Raw genomic sequence first — 20,717 nt, forward strand, 5'->3', positions numbered from 1 at the left:
ATGACGAAGAAGACCTCGGCCGTGACGTACGCGGCGCTGCTGCGCGGGATCAATGTCGGCGGGAGCCGGAAGGTCCCCATGGCGGAACTCCGCGCGGTCCTGGAGGGACTCGGCCACGGCGGTGTGCAGACCTACCTGCAGAGCGGCAATGCCGTGTTCACCAGCACGGGGCAGGACCCGGCGGCGCTCGCCCGGGAGCTGGAGGCGGCCATCGAGGCCCACTTCGGCTTCCGGGTGGCGTGCCTCGTGGTGGACGGAGCGTACCTGCGGGCCGTCGCCGAGGCCTGCCCCTTCCCCGCCGCCGAGCTGGAGGGCAGGCAGCTCCACGCCACGTTCTGCTCCGAGCAGCCCGGGCCCGAGCGGTTCGCCGGGCTCGACGCGGCGGCGTACCTCCCGGAGGAGTACCGGGTCGGCGACCGGGTCGTGTACCTCTACGCCCCGAACGGGCTCGGCCGCTCCAAGCTGGCCGAGGCCCTCGCCCGGCCCGCCGTCGTCAAGGGGATCGACGCCACCACCCGGAACTGGAACACCGTCGCCAAGCTCGTCGAGCTGACCCGCGCCTGACCGGGGCCCGACCCGGGCCCGACCCGGGCCTGACCGGGCCTGAACCGGGCGGTCCGATCCGGTCCCGACCGGATCCGACCCGCCCCGACCGAACCCGACCGAACGCGGCCCGCCGAGGTGCCGGTTCGGTCACGGCGGGCCGGAGGGTCCCGCCCCGGCGGCTCCCGCGGGCACGGGATGTGCCAGGCTCGGGGCATGCGTTACATCATCATCGGCGCGGGCGCGGTAGGCGCCACCATCGGCGGACGGCTCGCGGAGGCGGGCGGCGAGGTCGTCCTCGTCGCGCGCGGCGCGCACGCGGAGGCCCTCCGGGCGGACGGACTGCGGCTCACGACGGCCGACGGGACCCGGGTGCACCGGCTGCCCGTCGTCGGCGAACCCGCCGAGCTGGGCGAACTGCGCCCCGACGACGTGCTGTTGCTGACCGTCAAGACCCAGGACGCGATCGCCGCGCTCGACGCGTGGGGCGACGCCGAGGTCTCCGGCGGCGGCACGGCCGCCCAGCGGCTGCCCGTGCTCTGCGCGCAGAACGGCGTGGAGAGCGAGCGCCTGGCCCTGCGGCGCTTCGCCCGGGTCTACGGGGTGTGCGTCTGGCTGCCCTCCACCTTCCTGGAGCCGGGCGTGGTCTCCGCCCTGTGCGCGCCGCTGACCGGCATCCTGCACCTGGGCCGGGCCGCCGGCGGCGCCGACGCGACGGCCGCGGCCGTCGCCGCGGACCTCGTGAAGGCCGGGTTCGAGGCGCCCGTGGTCACGGACGTGATGCGCTGGAAGCACGCGAAGCTCCTGGGCAACCTGGGGAACGCGATCCAGGCGACGACCGGTCCCGAGCCCGACCCGGCGAAGGAGGCCCTGCTGCTGCGGGCCGTCCGCGAGGCCAAGGCGGCCTTCCTCGCGGCGGGCATCCCGTACGCCTCGGAAGCCGAGCAGTGGGACGCCCGCGACGGCAAGGTCGAGCAGCCCGCCGGGGTCCGCGGCGGCTCGTCGTGGCAGAGCCTCGCGCGCGGGACGGGCTCGGTCGAGGCCGACTACCTCAACGGGGAGGTCTCCCTGCTGGGCCGGCTGCACGGAGTGGCGACACCGGTCAACGACGTGCTGCGGCACGCGGCCAACATCTTCGCCCGCGAGGGACTCCCGCCGGGCGCGATGTCGATCGCGGACCTGACGGCACTGGCGGACGAGGCGGCGGCCCGCGGCTAGGCGGGCCTACGCCACCAGCGTCCGCAGCCGGGCCGGGAGGCGGGCGGCCGCGTCGTAGCGGTGCAGCAGCAGGCGGGCCAGCTCCGGGGCCGCGCCCAGCACGTCCGCGACGAGGTCCGCGCCCGCGGCCCGGGCGCCCGCCACGATGCGGTCCGGGAGCCGGCCGGGGGCGATGACGTACGGGGCCACCACCACGCGGCGGTGGCCCTCGGCGCGCAGCTCCCGTACGACGTCCTCCGTACGGGGCAGAGCGGCGGAGGCGAACGCAGGCCGCACGGCGCACCAACCGGTGTGCCGCCACTCCCGCGCGGTTTCAGCGATCACTGCGATCGCCTCCGGGTCGGAGGAACCGGCGGACGCGAGCACCACCGCGGTGGTGGCGCGGTCCGCCGGGGTGACGCCGGCTTCGGCGAGCCGGCGTTCGAGGGCCGAGACCAGGAGCGGGGACGGGCCGAGGACCTCGGCCACCCGCACCGTGAGCCCCGGCAGCCGGGCCGTCGACTCCGACAGCACGGCCGGGACGTCGGCCTTGGCGTGGAAGGCCCGGGTCAGGAGGAGCGGCAGGGCCACGACCTCCCGGACACCGGAGGCGTGGAGCGCGGACAGCACCTGGTCGACGCGCGGGGCGTTGAAGTCCAGGAAGGCCGTCTCCACGCGCAGCCCGGGCCGCAGCGCCCGCGCACGCCGGGTGAGGGCGTGCACGGTCGCCGCGTGCCGCGGGTCGCGGCTGCCGTGGGCGATGACCAGCAGGACGGGTCGGGCGCGGTGCATGGCGGCGCTCAGCTCTTGACCAGCAGGCCGCGGCTGCGCAGCACCCACCGCTCGACCGGGCTGAAGATCAGCAGGTCGATGGCGATGCCGACCACCAGGATCAGCAGGATCGCGAGGAACACGCCCGGCAGGTCGATGTTGTTGCGGCCGTTCTCCAGCAACTGGCCGAGCCCGAGGCCCAGGTCCGGGGAGCTGGCGATGATCTCGGCGGCCATCAGCGAACGCCAGGAGAAGGCCCAGCCCTGCTTCAGACCGGCCAGGTAGCCCGGCAGCGCGGCCGGCATGACGATGTGCCGGGCGCCGCGCAGTCCGGTGGCGCCCAGGGTGCGGCCCGCCCGGAGGAACAGCGGCGGGACCTGGTCGATGCCGGAGACGAGGCCGTTGGCGATCGACGGGACCGCGCCCAGCAGGATCACGGTGTACATCATGGCGTCGTTGAGGCCGAACCAGAGCACGGCCGGCGGCACCCAGGCCACCGAGGGCAGGGACTGCAGGCCCTGCAGGATCGGTCCGATCGCGGCGCGCACGAACTTCACCCGGGCGACGATCAGGCCGAGGGGGGTGCCGATGGCCAGGGCCAGCAGGAAGCCGAGCAGACCGCGCGACACGCTGGTCCAGATGACCTCCAGCAGCGTCCCCTTGATCCACATGTCGGACAGGCTGTCCCACACGTCGGTGAGGGCCGGGAGCTTGGTCTCGTCGGTGACCTTCGCCGCGACGAGGACCTGCCAGACCAGGAGGACCAGGCCGACGGCCAGGAGCGGCGGCAGGACCTTCTTGACGAGGACCTCGCGGACCGGGGTCCGGTGGGTCTCGACCGCGTCCAGGGCGTCGAGGCCCGCCTCCAGGCCCGCCAGGTCGTCGGCCTTGCCCTTGGCCGCGACCTTCGGGGTGGTGTCAGTGCTGGCCATGGCGGCGGATCTCCCCACGCAGGTGTTCAGTGATCTCAAGGGACAGCTCCGCGACGTCCGCGTCCTCGATGCGGCGCGGCTGCGGGATGCCCACGGTCCATTCCTTCGCGATCCGGCCGGGCCGCGAGGAGAGCAGGACCACGCGCTGCGCGAGCCGCACGGCCTCGCGCACGTTGTGCGTGACGAAGAGGACCGACAGGTTCGTCTCTTCCCAGATGCGGGTGAGCTCGCCGTGCAGCACGTCGCGGGTGATGGCGTCCAGCGCCGCGAACGGCTCGTCCATCAGCAGCAGCTGGCTGTCCTGCGCGAGGGCCCGGGCGAGGGCGACGCGCTGACGCATGCCGCCCGACAGCTCGTGCACGCGCTTGCCGTACGCCCCGCCGAGCCGGACCAGCTCCAGCAGCCGCTCCGCCTCCGGACGGCGCTCGGCCTTGGCCACCCCGCGCAGGCGCAGGGCGAGTTCGATGTTCTTGCCCGCGGTGAGCCACGGGAAGAGGGCGTGCTCCTGGAACATGAGGGCCGGGCGGCCGCCGGGGGTCGCGATGGACCCCACGGACGGCTTGTCCAGGCCGGCGACCAGGTTCAGCAGTGTGGACTTGCCACACCCGGAGGCCCCCAGGATGGTGACGAACTCTCCGGGAGCGACATCGAGGCTGATGTCGTCCAGGACGAGCTGCGATCCGGCCGGGCCGGAGAAGGACTTCGAGACGTGCTCGATGCGCGCGGCGTGCGCGTGCTGCTCCGCTACGGTGCCCTCGGCAGCCTTGGCAAGCGTCGTGGCCATGGTCGTCACCTCCTGGGGTTGCTGGACTACGGGGTTACTTGGCGCCGAGACCGGCGTCGGAGACCTCGGGCTTGCCCGCGGCCTTGAGCACCTTGTTCAGGAGCGTCAGGTCGTAGATGCCGGCCAGGTCGGGCTGCTCGATGAGCTTGGCCTTGACCGCCCACTCGGACTGCGTCTTCAGCGTCGACGCCAGCGGGTCGTCGGTGATCGCGATGCTCGGCCACGCCGGGTCGATGACCTTGGCGTCCAGCGGCTTGCCGCCCTCCGCCGCCAGCTTGGCGTTGGCGGAGGCCTTCGCCTTGTCCGGGTTGGCGTTGATCCACTCGTTGGTCTTCACCGTGCCCTTGAGCACGGCCTCGACCACGTCCGGGTGCTCCTTGAGGAACTTCTGCGACACGATGATGTTCGTGATGACGAACTTCTTGTCGGGCCACAGGTCGGTCTCGTCGAGGAGCACGGCGGCGCCGTCGGAGACGAGCTTGGAGGCCGTGGGCTCCGGCACCCAGGCGCCGTCGATCGAGCCCTGCTTGAAGGCGTCCGGGGTGACCTTGTTGTCCGTGCGGACGACGGAGACGTCGCCCTTGCCGGACTCCGGGTCGACCTTCCAGCCCTTCTCGGAGATCCAGTTGAGGAACGCGACGTCCTGCGTGTTCCCCTTCTGCGGGGTGGCGATCTTCTTGCCCTTGAGGTCGTCCAGGGTCTTGATCTTGTCCGGGTTCACGACGAGCTTGACGCCGCCCGAGGCGGAGCCGGAGATGATCCGCAGGTTGGAGCCCTTGGACTTCACGTAGCCGTTGATCGACGGGGAGGGGCCGATGAAGCCGATGTCGAGAGAGCCGCCGTTGAGGGCCTCGATCTCGGACGGGCCGGCGTTGAAGGACTGCGGCTTGATCGTGGTGCCGTTCAGTTCCTTCTGGATCAGGCCCTCCTGGAGGCCGACCAGCGCGGTGGCGTGCGTCAGGTTCGGGAAGTACCCGATGCGGACCTCGGCGGCGGAGAGCTTCTTGGCGTCGGCCACGTTGGCGGCCTTGTCCTTCGGCTCGTCCTTCTTGGCCTCGGAGCCGTAGCCGCAGGAGGCGAGCCCACCGATCAGGAGCGGCAGGGCGGCGGCGGCGACGATGCCGCGGCGCAGACCGGTCTTACGGGAAAGCGCAGTACGGGTGGTGGTACCGGTGGCAGGCACGGGAGGGCTTCCTCTCGGAGCGCCGTGTGGTCACGACGCAGGTCTTCGTCTGTGGAGCGGGGACGGGTACGGCACGTGGGGGGTGTGGGCGCGCATGCGGTGCGCGTACGTCATCGCGCACATCGCGCCACCCCTCCCTGGCCGCTGCCGAGGGAGCCGCTGCCCACGCGGCCGCCCTCCTTGGCGAAGGTCGAGTAGATGTCGGACAGCATGCTTAGAAGTCCCACCCTTCTTCGTCCGCCTGTACGGTCGTCTCGGCCTTGGAGGCGAAGGACTCGCCCGCCATGCCGGCCGCCAGGGTCGTACCGTCGGCCGGGTCGATCAGCAGGAAGGACCCGGTGCGGCGCGAGTCGGCGTACGCGTCGAGCGCGAGCGGCTCGGCGGTGCGGACGACGACGCGGCCGATGTCGTTGGCCACCAGCTGCCCGGGGAGCGGGTGCTGGGACAGGTCGTCCAGGGTCAGCCGCGAGGGGATCTCCTTGACGATCGCCTTGACCGTGCGCGTCGTGTGCTTGATCAGCACCCGCGCGCCGACGGCCAGCGGCTGGTCCGCCACGTGGCAGACCGTCGCCTCCACGTCCTGCGTGACGGCCGGGGCGCTCGCGGACGGCGCGATCAGGTCGCCGCGCGAGATGTCGATGTCGTCCTTCAGGCGCAGCGTCACGGACTGCGGCGCCCAGGCGATGTCGACGCTCTCGCCGAGCGCGTCGATGCCCTCGATGGTGCTGGTGCGACCCGACGGCAGGACCGTCACGGCTTCGCCGACGCGCAGCACGCCGGAGGCGATCTGGCCCGCGTAGCCGCGGTAGTCCGGGTGCTCCGCGGACTGCGGGCGGATCACGTACTGGACCGGGAAGCGCGCGGGGCAGGCGGTCAGGTCGTGGCTGACCGGGACGGTCTCCAGGTGCTCCAGCACCGTGGGGCCGCCGTACCAGTCCATGTTCGCGGACGGCTCGACCACGTTGTCCCCGGCCAGGGCCGAGATCGGGATGGCGGTGATCTCCGGGACGCCCAGGTCCGAGGCGTACGCGGTGAACTCCTCGGCGATCGCGGCGAAGACCGACTCGGCGTAGTCCACCAGGTCCATCTTGTTGACGGCCAGGACCACGTGCGGGACGCGCAGCAGGGCCGCGACGGCCGCGTGCCGGCGGGTCTGCTCGATCACGCCGTTGCGGGCGTCGACCAGGACCACGGCCAGGTCGGCGGTGGAGGCGCCGGTGACCATGTTCCGGGTGTACTGCACGTGCCCGGGGGTGTCCGCGAGGATGAACCGGCGCCGCGCGGTGGCGAAGTAGCGGTACGCGACGTCGATGGTGATGCCCTGCTCCCGCTCGGCCCGCAGGCCGTCGGTGAGCAGCGCGAGGTCGGGGGCCTCCTGGCCGCGCTGGGCGGAGACGGCCTCGACGGCCTCCATCTGGTCGGTCAGGACCGACTTGGAGTCGTGCAGCAGCCGGCCCACCAGGGTGGACTTGCCGTCGTCGACGGAACCGGCGGTCGCGAAGCGCAGCAGGGTGGTGGCCGCGGCGTCGGCGAGGCCGGCGACCTGTTCGGTGGTGCTGGTCATGTCTAGAAGTACCCTTCGCGCTTGCGGTCTTCCATCGCGGCCTCGGACATCTTGTCGTCGGCGCGGGTCGCGCCGCGCTCGGTGAGGCGGGAGACGGCGATCTCGGCGATCACGGCGTCCAGCGTGGTGGCGTCGGAGTCGACGGCGCCGGTGCAGGACATGTCGCCGACGGTGCGGTAGCGGACGAGGCGCTTCTCGGGCGTCTCGCTCTCCTTGGGGCCGCCCCACTCCCCGGCCGTCAGCCACATGCCGCTCCGCTGGAACACCTCGCGCTCGTGGGCGAAGTAGATCTCCGGCAGCTCGATGTCCTCGCGGGCGATGTACTGCCACACGTCCAGCTCGGTCCAGTTGGAGAGCGGGAAGACGCGCACGTGCTCGCCCGGGGCGTGGCGGCCGTTGTACAGCTGCCACAGCTCGGGGCGCTGGCGGCGCGGGTCCCACTGGGAGAACTCGTCGCGCAGGGAGAAGACCCGCTCCTTGGCGCGGGCCTTCTCCTCGTCGCGGCGTCCGCCGCCGAAGACGGCGTCGAACTTGAGGCTCTGGATGGCCTCCGTCAGCGGCAGGGTCTGCAGCGGGTTGCGGGTGCCGTCGGGGCGCTCGCGCAGCTTGCCCGCGTCGATGTAGTCCTGGACGGACGCCACGTGCAGGCGCAGACCGTGCCGGGCGACCGTGCGGTCGCGGTACTCCAGCACCTCGGGGAAGTTGTGGCCCGTGTCGACGTGCAGCAGCGTGAAGGGGACCGGCGCCGGCGCGAACGCCTTCAGCGCCAGGTGCAGCATGACGATGGAGTCCTTGCCGCCGGAGAAGAGGACCACCGGCTTCTCGAACTCGCCCGCCACCTCGCGGAAGATGTGCACGGCTTCGGACTCGAGCGCGTCCAGGTGCGAGAGCGCGTACGGGGCGTCGGAGCCGGAATCGGTGTGCAGGTGTGCGGCCGTGGTCATGCCAGACCCCTCTCGGTGAGCAGCTCGTACAGGGCCGAGGCCGACTCCTGCACGGACTGCGTGTGCGACTCGATACGGAGGTCCGGGGACTCCGGGGCCTCGTACGGGTCGTCGACCCCGGTCAGACCCGAGATCTCGCCCGCCGCCTGCTTGGCGTACAGGCCCTTCACGTCACGCTCCGAGCAGACCTCGACCGGGGTGGCCACGTGGACCTCCAGGTACGGGGTTCCCTCGGCGGCGTGCCGCTTGCGGACGGCCTCGCGGCTGTCCGCGAACGGCGCGATCACGGGCACGAGCGCCGTGACGCCGTTGCTCGCGAGGAGCTCGGCGACGAAGCCGATCCGCTGCACGTTCGTGTGCCGGTCCTCCCGGCTGAAGCCGAGGCCGGCGGAGAGGAACTCGCGGATCTCGTCGCCGTCGAGCACCTCCACGCGGCGGCCGCCGGCGCGCAGCCGTTCGGCCAGTGCGTAGGCGATCGTGGTCTTGCCCGCGCTCGGCAGCCCGGTCAGCCACACGGTGGCGCCCTGGTCGCTCACGCTCATCTGGTTCTTCTCCGTCGGTTCCGTACGAGTGGGGGGTGTCGTCATCAGCCGTGCAGTCCGCACTCGGTCTTGCCCAGGCCGGCCCAGCGGCCGGACCGCGCGTCCTCGCCCTCCGCGACCCGGCGGGTGCAGGGGGCGCAGCCGACGGAGGCGTAACCGTCCGTCAGCAGCGGGTTGGTGAGCACGCCGTGCTCGGCGACGTAGGCGTCCACGTCGTCCTGCGTCCAGCGGGCGATCGGCGAGACCTTGACCTTGCGGCGCTTCTCGTCCCAGCCGACCACCGGGGTGTTCGCCCGGGTCGGGGACTCGTCACGGCGCAGGCCCGTCGCCCAGGCGTCGTACGCGGTCAGGCCCTCTTCCAGCGGCTTGACCTTGCGCAGGGCGCAGCACAGGTCGGGGTCGCGGTCGTGCAGCTTCGGGCCGTGCTCGGCGTCCTGCTCGGCGACGGTGCGGCGCGGGGAGAGCGTGATGACGTTGACGTCCATCACGGCCTCGACCGCGTCACGGGTGCCGATGGTCTCCTCGAAGTGGTAACCGGTGTCGAGGAACACCACGTCCACGCCGGGGAAGGCGCGGGACGCCAGGTGGGCGACGACCGCGTCCTCCATGGAGGAGGTCACGGCGAACTTCCGGCCGAAGGTCTCGGCCGCCCAGTTGAGGATCTCCAGCGCGGAGGCGTCCTCCAGGTCCCGGCCCGCACGCTCGGCCAGTTCCTTCAGGTCGGTGGTCTCCTGAGCCGTCGTCATATCTCGTCCCCTCCAGTGCCGTTGGTCTGAACGCCCCGGGACAGCAGCCCGAGGTACTTCAGCTGGAAGGCCCGGTTGCAGGCCCTGCATTCCCAGGCGCCGTGACCCGTCTCGTTGGGGAACAGGTCCTCGTCGCCGCAGTACGGGCAGTAGAAGGGTGCGGCGCGCTCGCTCATGACAGGGCCTCGTCGCTCGCGCGGGTGACCCAGGAGGCGAAGCGCTCGCCGTCCTCGCGCTGCTCCTGGAAGCGCGTGACGACCCGCTCCACGTAGTCGGGCAGGCCGGCCGAGGTGACCTTGAGCCCGCGGACCTTGCGGCCGAAGCCGGCCTCCAGGCCGAGGGCGCCGCCCAGGTGGACCTGGTAGCCCTCCACCTGGTTGCCGTCCTCGTCGAGCACCAGCTGGCCCTTGAGACCGATGTCCGCCACCTGGATGCGGGCGCAGGCGTTCGGGCAGCCGTTGATGTTGATCGTCAGCGGCTCGGAGAACTCCGGCAGGCGGCGCTCCAGTTCGTCGATCAGCGAGGCGCCGCGCGCCTTCGTCTCGACGATGGCCAGCTTGCAGAACTCGATGCCGGTGCAGGCCATGGTGCCGCGGCGGAACGGGGACGGCTTGACCCGCAGGTCCAGCGCCTCCAGGGCCGCGACCACGGAGTCGACCCGGTCGGCCTCGATGTCGAGGACGATCATCTTCTGCTCGGCCGTGGTGCGCAGGCGGCCGGAGCCGTGCTGCGCGGCGACGTCCGCGATCTTGGTGAGGGTGGCGCCGTCCACGCGGCCCACGCGGGGCGCGAAGCCCACGTAGAACCGGCCGTCCTGCTGCTGGTGGACGCCGACGTGGTCGCGCCACTGGCCGGAAGGCTGCTCGGGGGCGGGGCCGTCCGTCAGCTTCCGCTCCAGGTACTCGTCCTCCAGGACCTGGCGGAACTTGGCCGGACCCCAGTCGGCGACGAGGAACTTCAGGCGGGCGCGGGTGCGCAGCCGGCGGTATCCGTAGTCGCGGAAGATCGAGATGACGCCCTCGTAGACGTCCGGGACCTCGTCGAGGGAGACCCAGGTGCCCAGGCGCACGCCCAGCTTGGGGTTGGTGGAGAGGCCGCCGCCGACCCAGACGTCGAAGCCGGGGCCGTGCTCGGGGTGGTTCACGCCGACGAAGGCGATGTCGTTGATCTCGTGCGCCACGTCGAGCAGCGGCGAGCCGGAGATCGCGGACTTGAACTTGCGGGGCAGGTTGGAGAAGTCGGGGTTGCCGACGATGCGGCGGTAGATCTCGTCGATGGCGGGGGTGCCGTCGATGATCTCGTCCTGCGCGATGCCGGCGACGGGCGAACCGAGGATCACGCGGGGCGTGTCACCGCAGGCCTCGGTGGTCGAGAGGCCGACGGCCTCCAGGCGGCGCCAGATCTCCGGGACGTCCTCGATCCGGATCCAGTGGTACTGGACGTTCTGGCGGTCGGTGAGGTCGGCGGTGCCGCGGGCGAACTCCTCGGAGATCTCGCCGATGACGCGCAGCTGCTCGGTGGTCAGCCGGCCGCCGTCGATGCGCACGCGCAGCATGAAGTACTTGTCGTCCAGCTCCTCCGGCTCCAGGATCGCGGTCTTGCCGCCGTCGATCCCGGGCTTGCGCTGGGTGTAGAGCCCCCACCAGCGCATGCGGCCGCGCAGGTCGTTGGGGTCGATCGAGTCGAACCCCGCCTTGGAGTAGATCGTCTCGATGCGTGTCCGCACGTTGAGACCGTCGTCGTCCTTCTTGAACTGCTCGTTGCCGTTGAGGGGCGTGTGGTGTCCGACGGCCCACTGGCCCTCACCGCGGTGACGGCCGGTCTTGCGGCGCGCGGCTGCGGGCGTTTCGGGGGTGGCGGCCATGGCGGTACGTCCTTCTTCGGCGGCTCAAGGCGGGGGCAGGGGAGAGGGCGGCACGCGCCCCTGTCACGTCGGCGTCGCTGAGTGGGTGCGGCTGGTACCCGCGCCCGTGCCGGGGTGGCCGGCGGGCAGGGCGGTATGCGGCCTTCAGGGGACTGCGGTGATCGACGCTTCCACGGCGGCGATGCCGGGCGTGCGGCGATGTGCGGCGGTGGCTGGTTCCGTCAGCGCGCCGGACAGATGGCGCTGGACATGCGGCCGAGGTCGACGTGCCGCCGACTCACCAAGGCAATTCCAGCTCCATTCATGACGGAAGCGTGTCATGTGCCGATTGGACGAGTCCACTACTGTCCACGATATGGACGAACTCGTCTCGCATCGCGGGATGGCGTGATCGGGGTCACGTGACGCACCCCTTCCGGTTTCCTCCGGGCCCCCTCCGGGCGCGCCCCGCAGCCCGCGGGCGGGCCCGCGGGGCGCCGGGCGGGCGAACGGGAGCGGCCCCCGCGGAGGCTACGCGCCGGGCCACGGTCCGGGGGTCTCGGACTCCTCCTTCGGTTCCGTTTCCGTCGCGAACAGCCGGAAACCGCGCCGCTGGTAGTTCGCCATCGCCGTGGGCCCGTCCTGGCTGCAGGTGTGGACCCACACGCGCCGCGTCTGCTCCCGGTCCGGCCAGCGGGACGCCAGGTCCCAGGCGCGCGCGACGCCCAGCGAGAGCAGGTGTCCGCCGATGCGGCGGCCGCGGAACTCCGGGAGCAGCCCGAAGTACATGATCTCCACCGTGCCGTCGGCCTGCGGGTCGAGCTCGACGTAGCCGGCCGGCGTCCCGCGGTCGTACGCCACCCACGTCTCCACTCCCGGCCGGGACAGCTGCTCCACCCACTGCGCGCGGGTCAGGGCGAGGCGGTCCGTCCAGTGGATGTCGCCGCCCACCGAGGCGTAGAGGAAGCGGCTGAACTCGGGGGAGGGGACCTCGGACCGGACGACGGTGACCTCCGGGCCCGGCGCGGCCGCGGGGACCAGGTCTCCGGGGGAGGTCATTTCCAGGGACCAGGTGGTGAGGGTGATGGTGCTCATGCAGGTCAGGGAATCACGCCGGGCCCGGTACGGACCAGGCGGGCCCGGATCACCGCCGGGGCGGTGGAGTGGGCCAGCAGCGCGAGGGGGTCGTCGGGGCGGACCACCTCCACCTCCACGTCCTCGGCGAAGCGGTACGGGCGGTGGGCGAGGACACCCGCGAGGTGGCGGCGCACCCGCGACAGCTCCGCGCGGACCGTCACCGTGCGCGTCGGGTCGCCGAACAGCTCGGCGGCCAGCTCCGCCGCCGTCCGGCCGCGCGGGCGCTCCGCCAGCAGGAACAGCAGCTCCGCGTGGCGCGGGCTCAGCTCCTGCGTCCAGCTCCCCGCGGCCCCGCACACCGTCGCCGACCAGGCCCCCGGCCGGCTGAGGTCGAGGACGACGCGGGTCGCCGCCGCCGGCGCCCGGCATTCCGCGATCCGCAGCAGCCAGCCGCCCGGCAGTGGCTCCACCGCGCACTCGCCGAGCTGCGGCACCCACACCCGGCCCGGCCCGAACCCCTTCGGCAGCGGCACGCGGTCCGTCGGGGCCAGGCCCGTCACCGCCGCCGTCCAGCCGTCGGGGTCCACGGCCAGCGCCCGCCCCGGCAGCCGGGCCAGCAGCGGCGAGGCCACCGCGCGCAGCCGCTCCAGGGACTCCAGGTGGCGCAGGCGCAGCTCCCGCTCCGCGAGCCGGGCCACCGAGCTCACCCACGCCAGCGTCGCCGGGTGCATGGTCGCCAGCGGCCCGCTGACGTCGACCACGCCCAGCAGCCGCCCGTCGCGGGGGTCGCGCACGGGCGCGCCCGCGCAGGTCCACTCGTGGTGGCTGGAGACGAAGTGCTCCGCCGAGAACACCTGGACGGGGCGCCGGGCGACCAGGGCCGTGCCCACCCCGTTCGTGCCGACCACGGCCTCGTCCCAGTCGGCCCCGACCGAGAAGCCGAGCCGGTCCGCCTTGCGCAGGATCGAGGCGTGGCCCTCGCGCCACAGCAGCCGGCCGTCCGCGTCGGCGACGACCATGATGTGCAGGGCCCCGTCCAGCGCGGGCAGCAGCCCCTCCCGCAGCACGGGCAGCACCTCCCGCAGCGGCGAGGTACGGCGCCGCTCCTCGGTCTCGGCGGCCGACAGCATCCGCGAGCGCGCGTCCCGGTCCGGGTGCACCCCGCCGGCCAGCATCCGGCGCCAGGACTCGGCGATCTCCGGCCGGGCCGCCGCCGGCAGCCGGTCGCCGGCGAGCACCGCCGCCCGCACCCCCTTGAGCAGGCGCGCGGCCTGCCGCGCGTCCATGGCCGAGACGCGTGCCCCATCGACCGTGCTGCCTGCGGTGTCGGCCACCGGAACCTCCCCGTGCGAACAGGACGTACGACGGAGCCGCCCGGGCGGCTCCGTGGATGCCGCGCCCCCGGCCCCGGCGGGCGGCTGCCGACTCACAGGGTGCAACCTCATGCAACTCTCGCCAAGTCCCGGTCGCCCGACCGAAACTGTCCGCACGCCGCCGAGCGGCGTGACAGCTCCTCCTCGGGGCTTCTCGGGTCAGGGGCGGTGCCGAGTCGGCGCGGCGCCGCCCCTGGTCCCGTTCGACGGGCCCGGATCCCGTGCTCGGAGCGGTGCGGGGACCTTGGGGGGTGCCCGCCCTCCCGGTCCGTCTCCCGCGAGACGGCCGGCGCCCTAGCCCGCGATCCGCGCCCGTTCCACGACGGCGCCGAGGTCCAGGCTGTGCGGCAGCGTGCCGAAGGCCGCGCCCCAGTCGCCGCCGAGCCGCGAGGCGCAGAACGCGTCGGCCACCTCCGGCGGGGCCCAGCGCACCAGCAGGGAACCCTGGAGCACCAGCGCCATGCGTTCCACCACGCGGCGGGCCCGCGCCTCGATGCCGTCCAGGTCGGCGAGCTCCGTGAGCAGCCCCTTGATGGCCGAATCGAGCCGGTGGTCGGCGCCCCGGGCCAGGCCGACCTCGGTGAGGAACGCGTTCAGCGCGTGCGGCTCCCGCTGGAGGGCGCGCAGTACGTCCAGCGCCTGGACGTTGCCCGAGCCCTCCCAGATGGAGTTCAGCGGGGACTCCCGCAGCAGTCTCGGCATGCCGGACTCCTCGACGTAGCCGTTGCCGCCCAGACACTCCAGGGCCTCCGCCACCATCGGCGTACAGCGCTTGGTCACCCAGTACTTGGCCACGGGAACCGCGAGGCGCAGGAACGCCCTCTCCCGGTCCGTGCCCGCGTCGTACGCCGCGGCGAGGCGCAGGGTGAGGGTCGTGGCCGCCTCCGACTCCAGGGCGAGGTCCGCGAGCACGTTGCGCATCAGCGGCTGGTCGACGAGCAGCGCTCCGAAAGCAGAGCGGTGCTCCGCATGGTGCACGGCCTGCGTCAGCGCCTGCCTCATCAGCGAGGCCGAGCCGATGACACAGTCCAGCCGGGTCGCCGCGACCATCTCGATGATCGTCCGCACCCCCCGGCCCTCCTCGCCCACCCGCCGCGCCCAGGTCCCGTCGAACTCGACCTCGCTCGACGCGTTCGACCGGTTCCCCAGCTTCTCCTTCAGCCGCTGGATCGCGAAGACGTTGCGCGTGCCGTCCGGCAGCACCCGCGGCACCAGGAAGCAGGTCAGCCCGCCCGGAGCCTGCGCCAGCACCAGGAAGCCGTCGCACATCGGCGCCGAGCAGAACCACTTGTGCCCGGTCAGCAGGTACTCCCCGGAGGCGTCCAGCGCCACCGCCGACGTCGTGTTCGCCCGTACGTCGCTGCCCCCCTGCTTCTCCGTCATCCCCATGCCGAACAGCACGCCGGCCTTCTCCCCGGCCGGCCGCAGGCCCCGCTCGTACACGTGGGAGGTCAGCCGCGGCTCCCACTCGGCGGCCAGCTCCGGATCGGCCCGCAGCGCCGGCACGGCGGCGTGCGTCATCGAGACCGGGCAGCCGTGCCCCGCCTCGGCCTGGGACCACACGAAGAACCCGGCCGCACGGCGCAGGTGCCCCGCCGGGCGCCCCCAGGCGTCGGTGAGCCCGGAGGTCACGGCGTGCCCGAGCAGCCGGTGCCAGGCCGGGTGGAAGTCCACCTCGTCGATCCGGTTCCCGTACCGGTCGTGGGTGCGCAGTTCCGGCGGATGCGCGTTCGCCTGCTCACCCCATTCCCGGGCCTGCGCGGAGCCCGCGGCGCGCCCGAGGGCGGTGAGCTCTTCCCTTACGTCTCCCAGCAGTTCGGGGTCCGCGGAGGCGAGGTGCCGTTCCACGCCCTCCGTGAGGACGCGATCGCCCCCGTAGACGTCGTGGCCCACCAGGGGCGGGGCCTGGTTGCTGACTGTGTGGGTGGTGGCTGCCATGCGGATACCGTAAGGACGTGCAGCCAGCAAAAGAAACACCCGAGCGGATCCCAGGACGGCTCCACCGGGCCCGCGCCCTCTACCGCAACGTCTCCAAGCGGAAGATGGCCTGGCTGCTGCTGAAGGACACCGTCAACTCGTGCATCGAGTACCGCATCCTCGGGCTCGCGGCCGAGGCGGCCTTCTTCACCCTGCTCTCGCTCCCCCCGCTCTTCCTCGGCCTGCTCGGCCTCCTCGGCTACGTGGACGGCTGGACGGACACCGCGTCCGTCCAGAGCATCGAGGAGAACATCCTGCGGGCCGTCGGCACGGTGCTCTCCGACCGGGGCGTCAACGACATCGCCAAGCCCATGCTGGACGACGTCACCAGCCGGGGCCGGCCCGACCTGATCTCGCTCGGCTTCGCCTTCGCGCTGTGGTCGGGCTCCCGCGCCGTCAACGTCTTCATCGACACCATCACCGTGATGTACGGGCTCGACGGCCAGCGCGGGATCGTCAAGACCCGGCTGCTGGCCTTCCTGCTGTACATCATCGCCCTGCTGATCGGCGCGATCGTGCTGCCGCTGATGGTCGTCGGCCCCGACGCCGTCGTCCGGCTGCTGCCCTGGAGCACCGAGGTGATCGCGGTGCTCTACTGGCCGACGGTCACCGTGCTGTCCATCGCCTTCCTCACCACGCTCTACCACGTGTCCGTCCCGGTGCGCTCGCCGTGGATCGAGGACGTGCCGGGCGCGCTGGTGGCCCTCGCGATGTGGGTGCTGGGCTCGTTCCTGCTGCGGATCTACCTCACCAACACGGTGGAGGGGCCGACGATCTACGGATCGCTGGCCGCGCCGGTCGCCATCCTGCTGTGGATCGGCATCTCGGCCTTCGCGGTGCTCGTCGGCGCCGCCGTCAACGCCGCCATCGACCGCGTCTGGCCGTCCGTGGCCACGGCCGCGGCCCGCGAGGCGAACGAACGGGTCCGCGAGGCGGAGGCGGCCCAGCTGATCGCGCGGGCCGCCGCCTGGCGGGCGATGGCGGAGGGCGAGTCCGAGGACGACGAGGACGACGGGATGCCGTCGGAGTTCCCCGAGCGGTGGTCGAAGTTCCTCCCGCCGGAGGACTACACCTCCCGGATCCGCAAGCACTGACCCGGCGGACCCCGCCGGACACCCCCTAGCCTGGTCCCATGTACGAGGAAGCCCGTTCGGAGGCCGTCCCCGGGGCCGTGCTGTGGCGGGCCGGGGCTCCCGGCGGAGGACCCGGGGGCATGGTGCTGCCCGACGGCTGCATGGACCTGCTGTGGGCGGACGACGGGCGGCTGCTGGTCGCCGGCACCGACACCCGCCCGCACCCGGCCGGAGAGGTCCCGGGCGGTGTCTTCGCCGGGATCCGCTTCGCGCCCGGCACCGCCCCCGCCCTGCTCGGCGTCCCCGCGCACGTCCTGCGGGACCGGCGGGTGGACCTGGCCGAGCTGTGGCCGGCCCGCGAGGTGCGCCGTCTCGCCGGGCTCGTCGGGTCGTACGGGGACCCGCGCGCCGGGCTGGAGGCGCTGGCCGCGCGGCGCGCCGCCGGGGCCGGACCGCCCGACCCGCTGGCCGCCGAGGTCGCGGCCCGGATCCGGGCCGGGGAGGCGGTGGCCGCGGTCGCCGCGGCCGTCGGGCTCGGGGAGCGGCAGCTGCACCGGCGCTCGCTCGACGCCTTCGGGTACGGCCCCCGCACGCTCGGCCGGGTCCTGCGGCTGCGCCGGGCGCTCGCCCTCGCCCGGTCCGGCACGGGCTACGCCGAGGTCGCGCAGGCCACCGGGTACGCCGACCAGGCGCACCTGGCCCGCGAGGTCCGCGCGCTGGCGGGGACGACGCTGACCGCCTACACCGCTGCGTCCGGCCCGGGCTCGGCGGCGGCGAACAGCGAGACGCCGCAGCCGTCCGGGTCGAGGACCACCGCGTAGCGCTGGCCCCAGAAGGCGTCCCACGGCTTCAGGTGGCCCGGGTGCCCCGCAGCGGTCAGCTCGGCGTACAGCGCGTCCACCTCGGCGGGGGAGTCGCACAGGAAGGCCAGGTCGCGGCGGCCGTCGCCGGTGGGCCGGACCCAGGACGGGTCGAAGGAGCGGACGACGTCCTCCGTGTCCCATCCGATCCGCAGCCCGCCGGGGAGCACGGCCTCCACGTGCGGCTGGTCCTCGGCGCCCGCGGGGACGTCGATGCCGAGACGGCGGTAGAAGGCGAGCGAGGCGGCCATGTCGGAGACGACCATGCCGATCATGTCGAGTCGAGGAGTCATGACGGCAGCCTAGGCACCGCCCCCGGCCCCCGTCTTGAAGGAAACGGACATCGCGGCGCGCCCCCGCCGCGCCGGTCGCCGTCCGGCACCGGAAGGGCACGAAGACTGCCGGGATCCGGCAATGAAATCCCCCGGTGGGGTCGGGCAGACTGGGAAACACCGGGAGGGCGGGGGCCCTGCGATGCCGGGAAGCGGAAGGGGGGATTACGGGTGGGCGAATTCGTCTCGGCCGCGCTCGGCTTTCCCGCCGCCGTCTTCTCCTTCGCCCTCGCCGTGACCGTCGGCTACTGGCTGCTGGTCCTGCTCGGCGCCGCCGAGCACGACAGCGTCGACACCGACTCCGGCTCCTCGGCCCTGGGCACCCTGGGGATCCCCTTCCCCGTGTCCGCCACCGTCTTCACGTCCGTCGCCTGGTTCATCAGCCTCGCCGGATCGGTCCTGCTCGACCGGGCCGGATTCGGCGGCTGGAGCGGAGCCGGCGTCCTGGTCCTCGCGGTCCTCGCGGCCCGCACCGCCACCGCCGTCCTCGTACGGCCGCTGCGCGGGGTGTTCGGGCCCGACGTGCCACCGCCGTCCCGGCAGGACTTCCTCGGCCAGACCTGCGTGATCCGTACCGGCCGCGTCGACACCGGCTTCGGCCAGGCCGAGGTGGCCGCCGCCGACGGCTCGACCGCGCTCGTACAGGTCCGCCAGACGGGCTCCGACCCGCTCTCCCACGGCAGTACGGGCCTGCTCTACGCGTACGACGAACCCGGGGAATTCTTCTGGGTCGCCCCGTACGACAGCGCGCTCGACCCCCGCGCCTGAGCCACAGCTCTCCACCTGAAGGGTTCCCATGGATGCCATCACCCTGGGCGTCGGCGTGCTCGTCGGCGTCGTGCTCCTCCTCGTCCTGGTCATGCTGTTCGTCGTCAGCCGCCTGTTCCGCAAGGTCGAACAGGGCAAGGCGCTGATCGTCTCCCGCATGCGCAAGGTCGACGTGACCTTCACCGGGCAGGTCGTGCTGCCCGTGCTCCACAAGGCCGAGATCATGGACATCTCGGTGAAGACCATCGAGATCTCCCGGACCGGCCGCGACGGCCTCATCTGCCAGGACAACATCCGTGCCGACATCCGGATCTCGTTCTTCGTCCGCGTCAACAAGACCGTCGAGGACGTCATCAAGGTCGCGCAGGCGATCGGCACCGCGCGCGCCAGCGACAAGGCCACCCTGCAGGAGCTGTTCAACGCCAAGTTCTCCGAGGCGCTGAAGACCGTCGGCAAGCAGCTCGACTTCACCGACCTCTACACGATGCGCGACGAGTTCCGCGACCGGATCATCGCCGTCATCGGCACCGACCTCAACGGCTACAGCCTGGAGGACGCGGCGATCGACTACCTGGAGCAGACGCCGCTCAGCCAGCTCGACAGCTCCAACATCCTCGACGCACAGGGCATCCGGAAGATCACCGAGCTGACCGCCATCGAGCACGTGCGCACCAACGAGTTCCAGCGCACCGAGGAGAAGGAGATCACCCGGCAGAACGTCGACGCCCGCGAGGCCATCCTGGAACTCGAACGCCGCCAGGCCGACGCCGAGATCAAGCAGCGCCGCGAGATCGAGACGGTACGGGCCAAGGAGGAGGCGGAGACCGCCAAGGTGGTCGAGGAGGAGCGGCTGCGCGCCCAGGCGGCCTTCCTGCGCACCGAGGAACAGCTCGGCGTCCAGCGCGAGAACCAGGCGCGCGAGGTGGCCGTCGCCGCGAAGAACCGCGAGCGGGTCATCGCCGTCGAGAGCGAGCGCATCGAGAAGGACCGCCAGCTGGAGGTCATCGCCCGCGAGCGCGAGACCCAGCTCAGCCGGATCGCCGCCGACAAGGAGATCGAGACCGAGCGGCGGGACATCGCCGAAGTCGTGCGCGAGCGCGTCGCCGTGGACCGCACCGTCGCCGAGCAGGAGGAGTCGATCAAGCGGCTCCGTACGGTCGAGGAGGCCGAGCGGACCCGGCAGGCCGTGGTCATCGCCGCCGAGGCGGAGGCCCAGGAGCGCCTGGTGAAGGACATCAAGGCGGCGGAGGCGGCCGAGACCGCGGCCGTGCACCGGGCGGCCGAGCAGGTCACGCTCGCCGAGGCGCGCGTCAAGACCGCCGACCTCGACGCGCGGGCCAAGCTGCGCCTCGCCGAGGGCGTCCAGGCCGAGGCGGCCGCGCCCGGGCTGGCCGCCGTACAGGTGCGGGAGAAGGAGGCCGACGCCGTCGAGAAGTCCGGCCTCGCGGAGGCGCACGCCACCGAGGCGCGACTGCTCGCCCAGGCGGCCGGCACCCGGGCGCAGGCCCTGGCCGACGCCGAGGCCATCGGCGAGAAGCTGAAGGCGGAGGCGGCCGGCCTGACCGAGAAGGCCGCGGCGATGGCCGCGCTCGACGAGGCCTCGCGGGGGCACGAGGAGTACCGGCTGCGGCTGGCCGCCGACAAGGAGGTCCGCCTCGCCGGGCTGGACGTCCAGCGGCAGGTCGCCGAGGCGCAGGCCGTGGTCGTCGCGGCCGGGCTGGAGAAGGCCGACATCAACATCGTCGGCGGGGACTCCGTCTTCTTCGACCGGCTGGTCTCCTCGATCTCGCTCGGCAAGAGCCTGGACGGCTTCGTCGAGCACTCGCGGACCGCGCGCACGCTCGCCGGCCCCTGGCTGGACGGCTCGTCCGACTTCACCGAGGACCTGACCCGGATGCTGGGGTCGGTCTCCACCTCGGACGTACGCGACCTGACGGTCTCGGCGCTGCTGACGAAGCTGATGAGCGGCGGCGGCACCTCGTCGGCCCCGCTGGGCGAACTGCTCGCGCAGGCCCGGCGGCTGGGCCTGGCCGACCTCCCCGTGGGCGCCCTGGCGGGCACCGGGCCCGGGGTGAACGGCGCCGCCGCCCACGGCGGCCCGTCCGGCACCTGAGGCCGCCTGCCCCGGCCGTGCAGACGTCCCGGGCCGCCCGGTAGCGGCGGGCGGCCCCGGACCCCCCTTTCCCCTCGCGTCCAGGAGTGAAGACC

General features: G+C 72.9%; 21 protein-coding genes. 6 read left to right on the top strand and 15 right to left on the bottom strand.

Annotation, left to right across the window (positions count from 1 at the left end):
- Both ACZ6S8_RS03910 and ACZ6S8_RS03915 read left to right on the top strand, forming a co-directional pair.
- Positions 1-564, top strand: a complete 564-nt coding sequence (locus ACZ6S8_RS03910) for a DUF1697 domain-containing protein (RefSeq protein ID WP_469452190.1) — start codon at positions 1-3, stop codon at positions 562-564.
- Positions 565-759: 195 nt separating this feature from the next.
- The gene (locus ACZ6S8_RS03915; RefSeq protein ID WP_469452191.1) at positions 760-1,761 is read left to right on the top strand and encodes a ketopantoate reductase family protein; all 1,002 of its coding nucleotides are present in this window, start codon (positions 760-762) and stop codon (positions 1,759-1,761) included.
- Positions 1,762-1,767: 6 nt separating this feature from the next.
- Here ACZ6S8_RS03915 and ACZ6S8_RS03920 read toward each other — a convergent pair whose 3' ends face one another.
- From ACZ6S8_RS03920 to ACZ6S8_RS03985, 14 genes are all read right to left on the bottom strand, one after another.
- A complete protein-coding gene (locus tag ACZ6S8_RS03920; RefSeq protein ID WP_469452193.1) occupies positions 1,768-2,532 on the bottom strand; it encodes a sirohydrochlorin chelatase in 765 nt (254 codons plus the stop codon).
- 8 nt (positions 2,533-2,540) lie between these two features.
- Positions 2,541-3,443: an ABC transporter permease gene (locus ACZ6S8_RS03925; RefSeq protein WP_469452195.1), complete on the bottom strand. Its 903-nt coding sequence runs from the start codon at positions 3,441-3,443 to the stop codon at positions 2,541-2,543.
- The gene (locus ACZ6S8_RS03930) at positions 3,430-4,227 is read right to left on the bottom strand and encodes an ABC transporter ATP-binding protein (RefSeq protein ID WP_469452197.1); all 798 of its coding nucleotides are present in this window, start codon (positions 4,225-4,227) and stop codon (positions 3,430-3,432) included. The genes ACZ6S8_RS03925 and ACZ6S8_RS03930 overlap by 14 nt, the downstream gene beginning before the upstream one ends.
- 34 nt (positions 4,228-4,261) lie before the next feature.
- Positions 4,262-5,410: an ABC transporter substrate-binding protein gene (locus ACZ6S8_RS03935; protein ID WP_469452199.1), complete on the bottom strand. Its 1,149-nt coding sequence runs from the start codon at positions 5,408-5,410 to the stop codon at positions 4,262-4,264.
- A 214-nt stretch (positions 5,411-5,624) separates the two neighbouring features.
- Positions 5,625-6,974, bottom strand: a complete 1,350-nt coding sequence (locus ACZ6S8_RS03940; RefSeq protein WP_469452201.1) for a sulfate adenylyltransferase subunit 1 — start codon at positions 6,972-6,974, stop codon at positions 5,625-5,627.
- A 2-nt stretch (positions 6,975-6,976) separates the two neighbouring features.
- Positions 6,977-7,918, bottom strand: a complete 942-nt coding sequence (gene cysD / locus ACZ6S8_RS03945) for a sulfate adenylyltransferase subunit CysD (RefSeq protein ID WP_469452203.1) — start codon at positions 7,916-7,918, stop codon at positions 6,977-6,979.
- On the bottom strand, positions 7,915-8,460 hold the full coding sequence (cysC, locus tag ACZ6S8_RS03950; protein ID WP_469452204.1) for an adenylyl-sulfate kinase: 546 nt from the start codon (positions 8,458-8,460) through the stop codon (positions 7,915-7,917). The genes cysD and cysC overlap by 4 nt, the downstream gene beginning before the upstream one ends.
- A gap of 44 nt (positions 8,461-8,504) precedes the next feature.
- Entirely contained in the window at positions 8,505-9,206 is a 702-nt protein-coding gene (locus ACZ6S8_RS03955) for a phosphoadenylyl-sulfate reductase (protein WP_469452206.1), read from the bottom strand.
- Positions 9,203-9,382 carry a hypothetical protein gene (locus ACZ6S8_RS03960; RefSeq protein ID WP_469452207.1) on the bottom strand — a complete coding sequence of 60 codons (180 nt, stop codon included), beginning with the start codon at positions 9,380-9,382 and terminating at the stop codon, positions 9,203-9,205. Before ACZ6S8_RS03960 ends, ACZ6S8_RS03955 begins: the two co-directional genes overlap by 4 nt.
- The gene (locus tag ACZ6S8_RS03965) at positions 9,379-11,070 is read right to left on the bottom strand and encodes a nitrite/sulfite reductase (protein WP_469452208.1); all 1,692 of its coding nucleotides are present in this window, start codon (positions 11,068-11,070) and stop codon (positions 9,379-9,381) included. The genes ACZ6S8_RS03960 and ACZ6S8_RS03965 overlap by 4 nt, the downstream gene beginning before the upstream one ends.
- Positions 11,071-11,291: 221 nt before the next feature.
- On the bottom strand, positions 11,292-11,375 hold the full coding sequence (locus ACZ6S8_RS03970) for a putative leader peptide (RefSeq protein WP_312847410.1): 84 nt from the start codon (positions 11,373-11,375) through the stop codon (positions 11,292-11,294).
- A 205-nt stretch (positions 11,376-11,580) separates the two neighbouring features.
- On the bottom strand, positions 11,581-12,144 hold the full coding sequence (locus ACZ6S8_RS03975; RefSeq protein WP_469452210.1) for a GNAT family N-acetyltransferase: 564 nt from the start codon (positions 12,142-12,144) through the stop codon (positions 11,581-11,583).
- 5 nt (positions 12,145-12,149) lie between these two features.
- Complete coding sequence (locus ACZ6S8_RS03980; RefSeq protein WP_469452773.1) at positions 12,150-13,412, bottom strand: GAF domain-containing protein; 1,263 nt, start codon at positions 13,410-13,412, stop codon at positions 12,150-12,152.
- A 381-nt stretch (positions 13,413-13,793) separates the two neighbouring features.
- Positions 13,794-15,437: an acyl-CoA dehydrogenase family protein gene (locus ACZ6S8_RS03985; protein WP_469452211.1), complete on the bottom strand. Its 1,644-nt coding sequence runs from the start codon at positions 15,435-15,437 to the stop codon at positions 13,794-13,796.
- 17 nt (positions 15,438-15,454) lie between these two features.
- On the opposite strand from ACZ6S8_RS03985, the gene ACZ6S8_RS03990 reads away from it, so the two are divergent.
- Entirely contained in the window at positions 15,455-16,570 is a 1,116-nt protein-coding gene (locus tag ACZ6S8_RS03990; protein WP_469452213.1) for a YihY/virulence factor BrkB family protein, read from the top strand.
- A gap of 38 nt (positions 16,571-16,608) precedes the next feature.
- Positions 16,609-17,370 (top strand): helix-turn-helix domain-containing protein, encoded by a 762-nt coding sequence (locus ACZ6S8_RS03995; RefSeq protein WP_469452215.1) that lies wholly within the window; start codon positions 16,609-16,611, stop codon positions 17,368-17,370.
- Here ACZ6S8_RS03995 and ACZ6S8_RS04000 read toward each other — a convergent pair.
- Positions 17,289-17,702 (bottom strand): VOC family protein, encoded by a 414-nt coding sequence (locus tag ACZ6S8_RS04000; protein ID WP_469452216.1) that lies wholly within the window; start codon positions 17,700-17,702, stop codon positions 17,289-17,291. The two genes, ACZ6S8_RS03995 and ACZ6S8_RS04000, sit on opposite strands and share 82 nt — an antisense overlap.
- A 210-nt stretch (positions 17,703-17,912) precedes the next feature.
- Between ACZ6S8_RS04000 and ACZ6S8_RS04005 the strand changes: the two genes are divergently transcribed.
- Positions 17,913-18,509 (top strand): hypothetical protein, encoded by a 597-nt coding sequence (locus ACZ6S8_RS04005; RefSeq protein ID WP_469452218.1) that lies wholly within the window; start codon positions 17,913-17,915, stop codon positions 18,507-18,509.
- A 28-nt stretch (positions 18,510-18,537) separates the two neighbouring features.
- Positions 18,538-20,622, top strand: coding sequence for a flotillin family protein (locus ACZ6S8_RS04010; RefSeq protein ID WP_469452221.1), 2,085 nt, complete (start codon positions 18,538-18,540; stop codon positions 20,620-20,622).
- The last annotated feature ends 95 nt before the right edge of the window (positions 20,623-20,717 follow it).

The sequence above is a fragment of the Streptomyces sp. NPDC048461 genome, from assembly GCF_055587105.1.

Coding starts and splice junctions, on each gene's coding strand:
- ACZ6S8_RS03930 (WP_469452197.1), bottom strand. CDS start 4,227: ATGGCCACGACGCTTGCCAAGGCTGCCGAGGGCACCGTAGCGGAGCAG.
- ACZ6S8_RS03995 (WP_469452215.1), top strand. CDS start 16,609: ATGTACGAGGAAGCCCGTTCGGAGGCCGTCCCCGGGGCCGTGCTGTGG.
- ACZ6S8_RS03975 (WP_469452210.1), bottom strand. CDS start 12,144: ATGAGCACCATCACCCTCACCACCTGGTCCCTGGAAATGACCTCCCCC.
- cysD (WP_469452203.1), bottom strand. CDS start 7,918: ATGACCACGGCCGCACACCTGCACACCGATTCCGGCTCCGACGCCCCG.
- ACZ6S8_RS03985 (WP_469452211.1), bottom strand. CDS start 15,437: ATGGCAGCCACCACCCACACAGTCAGCAACCAGGCCCCGCCCCTGGTG.
- ACZ6S8_RS03910 (WP_469452190.1), top strand. CDS start 1: ATGACGAAGAAGACCTCGGCCGTGACGTACGCGGCGCTGCTGCGCGGG.
- cysC (WP_469452204.1), bottom strand. CDS start 8,460: ATGAGCGTGAGCGACCAGGGCGCCACCGTGTGGCTGACCGGGCTGCCG.
- ACZ6S8_RS03980 (WP_469452773.1), bottom strand. CDS start 13,412: ATGGACGCGCGGCAGGCCGCGCGCCTGCTCAAGGGGGTGCGGGCGGCG.
- ACZ6S8_RS04000 (WP_469452216.1), bottom strand. CDS start 17,702: ATGACTCCTCGACTCGACATGATCGGCATGGTCGTCTCCGACATGGCC.
- ACZ6S8_RS04010 (WP_469452221.1), top strand. CDS start 18,538: ATGGATGCCATCACCCTGGGCGTCGGCGTGCTCGTCGGCGTCGTGCTC.
- ACZ6S8_RS03960 (WP_469452207.1), bottom strand. CDS start 9,382: ATGAGCGAGCGCGCCGCACCCTTCTACTGCCCGTACTGCGGCGACGAG.
- ACZ6S8_RS03955 (WP_469452206.1), bottom strand. CDS start 9,206: ATGACGACGGCTCAGGAGACCACCGACCTGAAGGAACTGGCCGAGCGT.
- ACZ6S8_RS03940 (WP_469452201.1), bottom strand. CDS start 6,974: ATGACCAGCACCACCGAACAGGTCGCCGGCCTCGCCGACGCCGCGGCC.
- ACZ6S8_RS03970 (WP_312847410.1), bottom strand. CDS start 11,375: ATGAATGGAGCTGGAATTGCCTTGGTGAGTCGGCGGCACGTCGACCTC.
- ACZ6S8_RS03915 (WP_469452191.1), top strand. CDS start 760: ATGCGTTACATCATCATCGGCGCGGGCGCGGTAGGCGCCACCATCGGC.
- ACZ6S8_RS03925 (WP_469452195.1), bottom strand. CDS start 3,443: ATGGCCAGCACTGACACCACCCCGAAGGTCGCGGCCAAGGGCAAGGCC.
- ACZ6S8_RS03965 (WP_469452208.1), bottom strand. CDS start 11,070: ATGGCCGCCACCCCCGAAACGCCCGCAGCCGCGCGCCGCAAGACCGGC.
- ACZ6S8_RS03920 (WP_469452193.1), bottom strand. CDS start 2,532: ATGCACCGCGCCCGACCCGTCCTGCTGGTCATCGCCCACGGCAGCCGC.